The sequence below is a fragment of the bacterium genome, assembly GCA_017744355.1.
Classification (GTDB): domain Bacteria; phylum Cyanobacteriota; class Sericytochromatia; order S15B-MN24; family UBA4093; genus JAGIBK01.
This window is the reverse complement of the sequence record JAGIBK010000004.1, coordinates 413,775-421,904: the sequence shown is the minus strand read 5'-3', so window position 1 is coordinate 421,904 and position 8,130 is coordinate 413,775. Positions and strand designations below refer to the sequence as shown.

At 61.1% G+C, this 8,130-nt stretch carries 8 protein-coding genes and 1 tRNA gene; 2 read left to right on the top strand and 7 right to left on the bottom strand.

The window, feature by feature from the left end; translation table 11 throughout:
- Nucleotides 1–867: 867 nt before the first annotated feature.
- Nucleotides 868–1,248 carry a hypothetical protein gene (locus J7643_12870; GenBank protein ID MBO9541473.1) on the bottom strand — a complete coding sequence of 127 codons (381 nt, stop codon included), beginning with the start codon at nt 1,246–1,248 and terminating at the stop codon, nt 868–870.
- 679 nt (nt 1,249–1,927) lie between these two features.
- On the opposite strand from J7643_12870, the gene J7643_12865 reads away from it, so the two are divergent.
- Entirely contained in the window at nt 1,928–2,614 is a 687-nt protein-coding gene (locus J7643_12865; GenBank protein ID MBO9541472.1) for a recombinase family protein, read from the top strand.
- Between the two features lie 356 nt (nt 2,615–2,970).
- On the opposite strand, the gene J7643_12860 is transcribed toward J7643_12865, so the two are convergent.
- Nucleotides 2,971–3,051, bottom strand: a tRNA-Leu gene (locus J7643_12860).
- Between the two features lie 216 nt (nt 3,052–3,267).
- Here J7643_12860 and infA point away from each other — a divergent pair.
- Nucleotides 3,268–3,501: a translation initiation factor IF-1 gene (gene infA, locus J7643_12855; GenBank protein ID MBO9541471.1), complete on the top strand. Its 234-nt coding sequence runs from the start codon at nt 3,268–3,270 to the stop codon at nt 3,499–3,501.
- Between the two features lie 46 nt (nt 3,502–3,547).
- On the opposite strand, the gene ftsY is transcribed toward infA, so the two are convergent.
- From ftsY to efp, 5 genes are all read right to left on the bottom strand, one after another.
- Nucleotides 3,548–4,672, bottom strand: a complete 1,125-nt coding sequence (gene ftsY, locus J7643_12850; GenBank protein ID MBO9541470.1) for a signal recognition particle-docking protein FtsY — start codon at nt 4,670–4,672, stop codon at nt 3,548–3,550.
- Between the two features lie 166 nt (nt 4,673–4,838).
- Complete coding sequence (gene nusB, locus J7643_12845) at nt 4,839–5,603, bottom strand: transcription antitermination protein NusB (protein MBO9541469.1); 765 nt, start codon at nt 5,601–5,603, stop codon at nt 4,839–4,841.
- A gap of 2 nt (nt 5,604–5,605) precedes the next feature.
- Nucleotides 5,606–6,952, bottom strand: a complete 1,347-nt coding sequence (gene accC / locus J7643_12840; GenBank protein ID MBO9541468.1) for an acetyl-CoA carboxylase biotin carboxylase subunit — start codon at nt 6,950–6,952, stop codon at nt 5,606–5,608.
- A gap of 4 nt (nt 6,953–6,956) precedes the next feature.
- On the bottom strand, nt 6,957–7,454 hold the full coding sequence (accB, locus tag J7643_12835; protein MBO9541467.1) for an acetyl-CoA carboxylase biotin carboxyl carrier protein: 498 nt from the start codon (nt 7,452–7,454) through the stop codon (nt 6,957–6,959).
- A 99-nt stretch (nt 7,455–7,553) separates the two neighbouring features.
- Nucleotides 7,554–8,111 carry an elongation factor P gene (efp, locus tag J7643_12830; GenBank protein MBO9541466.1) on the bottom strand — a complete coding sequence of 186 codons (558 nt, stop codon included), beginning with the start codon at nt 8,109–8,111 and terminating at the stop codon, nt 7,554–7,556.
- Nucleotides 8,112–8,130 lie beyond the last annotated feature (19 nt).

Here is an 8,130-nt window from a genome sequence, read left to right as displayed (position 1 = left end):
TTCTATTCCCGGAAGATCCAAATTCTTGCTGACCCGGTTTTCGGGAGTCAGGTCAATTACATCAAAAACAATAAGTGTATATTAATCGCCTATCGACTTGCAAGAGAGCATTTTCGAGCGACGGCACCCGCGATGTCTAAGGCTTTGGCCAGCCCTTAAAGCCCAACTGAGGCCGAAGAATTCTCCCTGAATAACGATGCATCACGCACATAGCGATCAAGCATCGCGCGGCTGCGGTGCCGAGTTTGCTTCATGATCGCACGCTCCGAAACTTGGTTGATAGCGGCCTGGGTCGCCAAGCCCGCCCGAAGACTATGGCCCGCATATGCATCAGGGAACAAGCCTGAACGCTCGGCAGCATGCTGTTCGACCCACGCCATGGCATTTACCAAGAGCCTGTTAGCTCGTGACCTGGCCATGACGCTATACGCGATGCAACAATTTTAGCGGGGGTCCTCAACTCGACGGAGATTCTCTTCGAGCACCGTTGCTAGAATGGATAGCCAAGGCAAATTTAGGTCGCCTTGACCCTACCTGATTACTCGACCGGTGGGATAGTCCTAACGCGACCTACCCGATGACGGAGCACAGCATATTATTTTTGTCCTGGCGCACAACCCGACCGCCAGCGCTAGCATTTTTTGTTCTTTTAGGCCGCTTTCCACCTTTGAGCGTGAAGAGCAAGCATTGGCTTACCGACAGGAGTTCGCAATCATTATTTCTTCGGCATCTTACGGTATTTTACCCGAAATCCGACGCATTTGGCCACAGTATAAAAAGGCCCAATATTGAGTTATGGTCTGATATCTGCTCAGTTCCTTGTCCAGTCAGCCACGACGAAGTCTATTAAATACCAAGTTGTGACTATTACTCTCTCGCCAGATTATCGATGAATGTCTCGATCTCGTTGTACTTATCCGACACCGCTTTATACAGGTCGTCGATTACACTGACAGATGGAAACATAAAAAGCGAATCCCCGCCCTGGCTAACGATTTCAAGCTGTGCTCGAGAGCCCACTCCAAATCTTCCGCCAGACGTCAGCGCATTGAGTGACGCAAACGCCGGGACTGATAGCCTAAATCTCTTGCCCTGATAACTCGCAGTGTATGTCTGAGAAGATTGACCCATCTTCACCGCAAGCACATTAAAATGGCTTTCTTCAACTTGCCATGTGAGCAGTCCTGCCTTTGTCTTCCTTAAAAGATTGGTTACTGCCTTTACGTACTTGGGATCGTTCTCAAACATCCTATTTTTCCATCCTCATATCTTGGATGATTTGGTCCACCTTGGTAATCAGACCACTAATCGACTCATATACACCCCAAGCCTTATCCTCACTCTTGTCACCATTTAAATACGCTGTCAAGACCGTCGAATATTGGCTTAACTTATTCCAAGTAGCTTCCGGAATATGGGGTTGCAGCGAACTGACCAAACTAGAGACATGAGAGAACTCCACACCAATTTTGCGCTCGTTCCCAGCATAGTTACTAATAAGGTCTATAACCGTTGACAGTCTTGTCGTGATTTGCGATCGAATCTCGATCAACCTAGAGACTGCCCCTAACTGACTTCGGATTTGACGGACATTTGTTAGAGTCCAAATTGTAAATCCTAGTCCCGCCAAGGTAGCGATGTTCGCAAGACTCCCTCCGGAAGGGGAAGAGAACCAGTAGTAGATATTTATGGGAAAACTGTACGTTGCTTCCAACGTTCCAAACCTTACAAATAATTCCGAGACGCGGCAATTATAGCTACATTACATCAGTCAAAACAAGTCCTCGGCTGGGCTGACGCGACGTCCCAAGGCGGGTTACATCCTCCCTCACCCCATATCCGTCACTCGATACCTATTGTATCAGTGCTTGATTGTTCGTTGAAGCACTGTTACATTCAGTAGACATTCAAGAGTAAGGAGGTTGCGATGGCTGATGGGCGCTTTATCGCATACTACCGGGTTAGCACGAAAGGGCAGGGGCAGAGCGGCCTAGGCCTCGAGGCACAAGAGGCGGCCGTCAGGCAATTTCTCAACGGCGGCGACTGGCAGGTGCTGGCCGAATACACTGACGTGGAGAGCGGCACCCGCAAGGGCAACGAGCGCCCTGAGCTTAAGCGGGCCATCCAGCACGCCCAGCGCGAGAAGGCGACCCTGCTCATCGCCAAGCTGGACAGATTGGCCCGCAATGTCCATTTCGTCAGCGGCCTGATGGAAAGCCGCGTGGACTTCCTGGCCGCCGATATGCCTCAAGCCAACAAGCTCACCATCCATATCCTAGCCGCCGTGGCCGAAGCCGAGGCCGAAGCGATTTCTGCACGCACTAAGGCAGCCCTAGCGGCAGCCCGAGAACGTGGCACTAAGCTTGGCAACCCCAAGAACCTAACCTCAGCCGCCCAGGCGAAGGGCGCTCAGGCAACCAGGGACAAGGCCATCACCGCCTACGCCAACCAGGCGGGCAATATCGCGAGCCTCAAGCAACAGGGCCTTAGCTTCCGCCAGATCGCGGCGCAACTGAACGAGCGCGGCGCCGTTACCGCCAGTGGCCTGCCGTTCCAAGCTATGACCGTGAAGCGCATTTATGACAGAGTGATCGCGGAAGGCGCCCGAGCTTAGCCAAGCCTGCCCCTATGGCTGAGCAGGCAATCGCAGGCCTCTAGAGCCCTTTAGGATGAGACGAATCCACCCCCATCCCCGGGGGGGCGGGCCAAAAGCCCCCCTACCTCTTTGCTCTATATCGGCGCGCTAATTTTTTGCTCTGAAACTTAAGCGCGGAAAGGTTGACAGGCCCTTATCCGCCAGACCAGCCCATTGGTCGAGGGGTAGCTTTATGGCCGCATTGCCCATAGAATCGAGGGCGCTACGTCCCGCCCATTTATGCGGATAGTGCGGACGATGCGGACGGATAAGACGCACCTTTTGGGGGTGGCTTCGAAAAGAAAAAGGCCCCGAGATCGTCTCAGGGCCTAGAGTGGGGACGGTGGGACTTGAACCCACACTTCTTTCGAAACCAGATCCTAAGTCTGGCGCGTCTGCCATTTCGCCACGTCCCCGCTTAGAGTGTCTAACAAAACCAGGCATGTTACGAATGTTGGCCGCCGTGGGCGGCTAGGCGGAACAGTTTTGTTAAACACTCTTGCTGCCTCGATCATACACCGTGGGCCGCATGCGTTGCAAATCCGCCGAGCTTCTTCTCTATTCGAGACGAACGAGCAAGCGTTGGGCTGCCCTAAGCTAGGGAGGCGAGTCCCATGGCAGGAGGTGGCAAGATGACCCGAGGCACCGTCAAGGAAGATACCCTGGAGATGGAAGGGGTCGTGCTCGAAGCGCTGCCCAACACCATGTTCCGTGTGCAGCTCGACAATGGGCACACCGTGCTCGCTCACATCTCGGGCAAGATGCGTAAGCACTTCATCAAGATCCTGATGGGCGACAAGGTCAAGGTGGAGCTGAGCCCCTACGACCTCACCCGCGGCCGGATCACCTACCGGCACCGCAAATAAACGAATCCCCCGCCCCATCAGGGGCAGGGGATTCGTTGACTATAGGCTACGCTTCGGGCTTGGCCTCTTCGCTGAAGAGCGCGTCCACGTAGACGCCCGCGTCGAAGTCCTTGAGGTCCTCGACCTTCTCGCCGAGCCCCACCAGGCGCACGGGGAGATCCAGCTGCTGCTTGATGCCGAAGACCACCCCGCCCTTGGCCGTGCCGTCGAGCTTGGTCAGGATGACGCCCGTGAGCTTCGTGGCCTCCTGGAAGACCTCGGCCTGGCGCAGGCCGTTCTGGCCGGTGGTGGCGTCGAGCACCAAGAGGGCCTCGACCGGGGCCTCAGGGGCCTCGCGCTCGATGATCTTGCGGACTTTCTGTAGCTCGGCCATGAGGTTGGATTTGTTGTGCAGGCGGCCTGCCGTGTCGATCAAGAGGGTATCCACCCCGCGGGCCTTGGCCGCGCGGATGGCGTCGAAGACCACTGCTGCGGCGTCCCCGCCCTCTTTGTGCCGGATGAGGTCCACTCCCGAGCGCTCGGCCCAGATGGCGACCTGCTCGATGGCGGCGGCGCGGAAGGTGTCGGCGGCGGCGATCAGGACCTTGCGGCCCTCGATCTGGTAGCGGCGGGCGAGCTTGCCGAGGGTCGTCGTCTTGCCGACCCCGTTGACGCCCACCAGCATGATGATGTTCAGGGTGTTCGGGGTGTAGGGCAAAGGCGCGCTCTCGCCCAGCTGCTCGCGCAGGTAGGCCTCGAGCACGTCGCTGAGGTTCTCGGGGGTGACCTCGCCCAGCTTGTGCTTGGCGCGGACGTGCGCGATCGCCCCTTCGGCCACCGCGAGGCCCACGTCGCTCTCGAGCAGGATCTCTTCCAGCTCTTCGAGCATGTCCTCGTCGATCTTGGTCCAGCGGTTGCCCAGCTTCTTGATGCGCGCGATGAAGCCGCTCTTGGTCTTCTCGAGGGCCTGCGACATGGCCTCGGTCTCGGCCACGAAGATGGGCTTGTTCAGGAAGTCCCAGGTCTTGGACCAGAAGCCCTTCTGCTCGGCTTGCTCCGCGGGCGCTTCGGCCTCTTGAGGGGCCGGGGCCTCGGCTTGGGCGGTCTGAGCAGGCTGCTCAGGGGCTGCGACCGGGGCTTCGGTCGGCTCGAGCGTGACGGGGGGCTGTTCGGGCTTGCGCTTGAACCACATGGAGACATCTCCTCGGTGGGGTTGGAACGGTGCAATCCCCCACCCGACAGAGCATCTAACAAACCCGGACCCGTGTCGAGTGTTGGCCGCCGTGAGCGGCTCGATGGAGCCGTTTGGTCAGATGCGTGAACCCCGCCCCGGGAAGGGGCGGGGAATCGGCTTGGAACTAGGCGCGGATCTTGGCCGCTTCCTTGGCGAAGGCGCTGAGGACGCCGTTGACGAACTTGCCGGACTCTTCGGTGCCGTACTTCTTGGCGAGCTCGACGGCCTCGTTGATCGCGACCTCGACGGGCACCTCGGGCGAGTACTTGAGCTCACCCAGGGCGATCCGCATCACGTCGCGGTCCAGGCTCGCCATGCGCTCGACCTTCCAGTTGGCCGCGGCCTTGCCGAGCTCGCCGTCGATCTCATCCTTGTGGGAGTGATACTGCTCGATCAGCTTCAGGGCGAAGGTGCGCACCGAGGTGGAATCGGCGAGAGCGGCCATGGCGGGCCACTCCAGCGCCCAGGCGAGCAGGTCGGCGGCTTGCTGCACCTGCTCGATGCCCGAAATCGCCTCGGGGATGGAGGTCTCGAGCAGACCCTGGGTCAGCTCGGGCATGGCCTCCTGCTCCTTGGCGCGGCGGAAGAACATGAGGGCCGTCTTCTCGATGGCGCCTGCGTCCAGCTCGTCGCCGCGGCCGCCGACGATGGCCGCACGGGTCATCTCGTGGACCAGGTCAGGACCGAACTCCTCGCTGTTGAGGCGGGCTAGCTCGTCGCGCACCCGCGCAAGCGTCGCACAGGCGGTGTTGAGGTGCTCGCGGGCCTCGCCTGCGAGCATGGCGGCCGCGCGGCCCATCAGGTCGGCCAAGGCCGGCTTGGCGTCGGTCGGCTTGACCTGTGAGAGGGTGAGCAGCGCCAGCTCTCTGGCGACACGACGGGTGTTCAAAACTAACCTCCGAGGATCCGCCGGGGCAGGAAGTTGGTGTAAACCTCCCCCTTGCGGAAGAATGCGTTATCCAGGATCTTCTGGTGGAGCGGGATGGTGGTCTTGACCCCGGTGATGGCGTACTCGTTGAGCGCCCGCTGCATGCGGGCGATCGCCTTGGGCCGGTCCTCGGCCCAGACGACGAGCTTGGCGACCATCGAGTCGTAGTACGGCGGGATGGTGTAACCGGGGTAGACGTGGGAGTCGACGCGCACGCCGGGGCCGCCCGGCGTCAGGTAGGCCGTGATGGTGCCGGGGCTCGGGCGGAAGCCCTTGTCGGGGTCCTCCGCGTTGATGCGGCACTCGATGGCGTGACCCGTCAGGCGCACATCCTCCTGCTTGAGCGAGAGGGGCGCGCCCGCGGCGATGCGGATCTGCTCCTGGACGAGATCCACCCGCGAGATCAGCTCGGTGACCGGATGCTCCACCTGGATGCGGGTGTTGATCTCCATGAAGTAGTAGTTGCCGTGCCGATCGAGCAGGAACTCGACGGTGCCCACGCCCTCGTAAGCAAGGGCGGTCACGGCCTTGATGGCGTCCTTGCCCATCTTCTCGCGCAGCTCGGGGGTGAGCGACGGCGAGGGGGCCTCTTCGAGCAGCTTCTGGTGACGGCGCTGGACCGAGCAGTCGCGCTCGCCCAGGTGGATGGCGTTGCCCGCCTGGTCCACGATCACCTGGAACTCGATGTGGCGGGGCTCTTCCAGGTACTTCTCGAGGTAGACCGCGCCGTTGCCGAAGGCGGCGACCGCCTCCTGCTGGGCGAGCTCCGCCTGCTCCTGGAACTGGCCGGGGTGCTGGACGATGCGCATGCCGCGCCCGCCGCCGCCCGCCGCCGCCTTGATGATGACGGGGAAGCCCATCTCTTCGGCCAGGCGGGTGGCCTCGGCCAGGTCCTCGATGGGGCCGTCGGTGCCGGGCACCGTGGGGACGCCCGCGCGCTTCATGAGGTCCTTGGCGTTGATCTTGTCGCCCATTCCCTCGATGACGTCCGCGCTGGGACCGATGAACTTGAGGCCGTGGTCCTGGCAGATCTGCGCGAAGCGCGCGTTCTCGGCCAAAAAGCCGTAGCCGGGGTGGATCGCCTCGGCGCCCGAGACGACGGCCGCCGAGATGATGTTCGGGATGTTGAGGTAGCTCTGGGTCGACTGCGCCGGGCCGATGCAGTAGGCCTCGTCCGCGAGCTTGACCGGCAGGCTGTCGCGGTCGGCCTCGCTGTAGACGACGACCGTCTTGACGCCGAGCTCCTCGCAGGCGCGCAGGACGCGCAGGGCGATCTCGCCGCGGTTGGCGATCAGGATCTTGCGAAACACAGGCCTACTCGATTTCGAACAGGGGCTGCCCGAACTCGACGGGCTCACCGTTCTTGACGAGGACCTTGGAGATGGTGCCAGCGACTTCGGTCTCGATCTCGTTCATGAGCTTCATGGCCTCGATGATGCAGAGCACCTGGCCGGCCTCGACGCGATCGCCGATCGAAGCGTAGGGCTTGGCGTCGGGCGAGGGAGCCGCGTAGAAGGTGCCGACCATGGGCGACTTGACCACGTGGCGCGCGGCCGAGGGCGCCGCTTCGACCGGGGCCGCAGGGGCCGCGGGAGCGACAGGGGCCGGGGCAGCCGCGGGGACGGCGGCCATGACGGGCGCAGCCACCGGGGCCATCGCCACGGGGGCGGGAGCGGCGATCACCGCGGCCTGGGGCGCGACGGCCTTCTTGAGCTGCAGGCGGACGCTACCGCTTTCGAGGGTGAACTCCCCGATGGTGGAAGAATCAACGAGTTCGATGAGAGCGCGGATATCGGTGATGCCGAGTTCCAACGGGAAGCCTCCTTGGTGCTGGAAAGGCGGTGGCCGTAAAGACGAAGCCGTCCGGCCCGAACGCGGGCCTGGCCACCGCCGACAATGACGAGAGGATCGTTATACGCGGTCGAGGTACTCGCCGGTGCGGGTGTCGACGCGGATCTTGTCGCCCTGGTTGACGAAGAAGGGCACCTGCACGACGGCGCCGCCCTCGAGGGTCGCGGGCTTGCCGCCGCCCGAGGCGGTGTCGCCCTTGACGCCGGGGGGGGTGTCGATGATCTCGAGTTCGACGAAGTTGGGGATGCTGATCCCCATGATGGCGCCCTGGAAGTACAGGATTTCGACCATCATGCCTTCCTTGAGCCACTTGGCCGAATCGGCCAGCTTCTCGCGGGTGAGCTCGATCTGGTCGTAGGTCTCGTTGTCCATGAAGTTGAAGTCGTCACCAGTCGCGTACATGAACTGGTATTCCTTCTTCTCGAGGTTGGCCTTGGCGATCTTCTCACCGGCGCGGAAGGTGACCTCGTTGGTGTTGCCGGTCTTGATGTTCTTGAGCTTGGTACGCACGAAGGCTGCGCCCTTGCCGGGCTTGACGTGCTGGAAATCCACGACGGTGTAAGCGACACCTTCCATCTCGATGGTCGTGCCGGGGCGCAGGTCGTTCGACGAGATCATACTTGGGCGATTCCTCGTG

Excerpts from the sequence above, each read along its gene's own strand:
- J7643_12870 (MBO9541473.1), bottom strand. The coding sequence starts at position 1,248 with ATGTTTGAGAACGATCCCAAGTACGTAAAGGCAGTAACCAATCTTTTA.
- efp (MBO9541466.1), bottom strand. The coding sequence starts at position 8,111 with ATGATCTCGTCGAACGACCTGCGCCCCGGCACGACCATCGAGATGGAA.
- ftsY (MBO9541470.1), bottom strand. The coding sequence starts at position 4,672 with ATGTGGTTCAAGCGCAAGCCCGAACAGCCCCCCGTCACGCTCGAGCCG.
- J7643_12865 (MBO9541472.1), top strand. The coding sequence starts at position 1,928 with ATGGCTGATGGGCGCTTTATCGCATACTACCGGGTTAGCACGAAAGGG.
- infA (MBO9541471.1), top strand. The coding sequence starts at position 3,268 with ATGACCCGAGGCACCGTCAAGGAAGATACCCTGGAGATGGAAGGGGTC.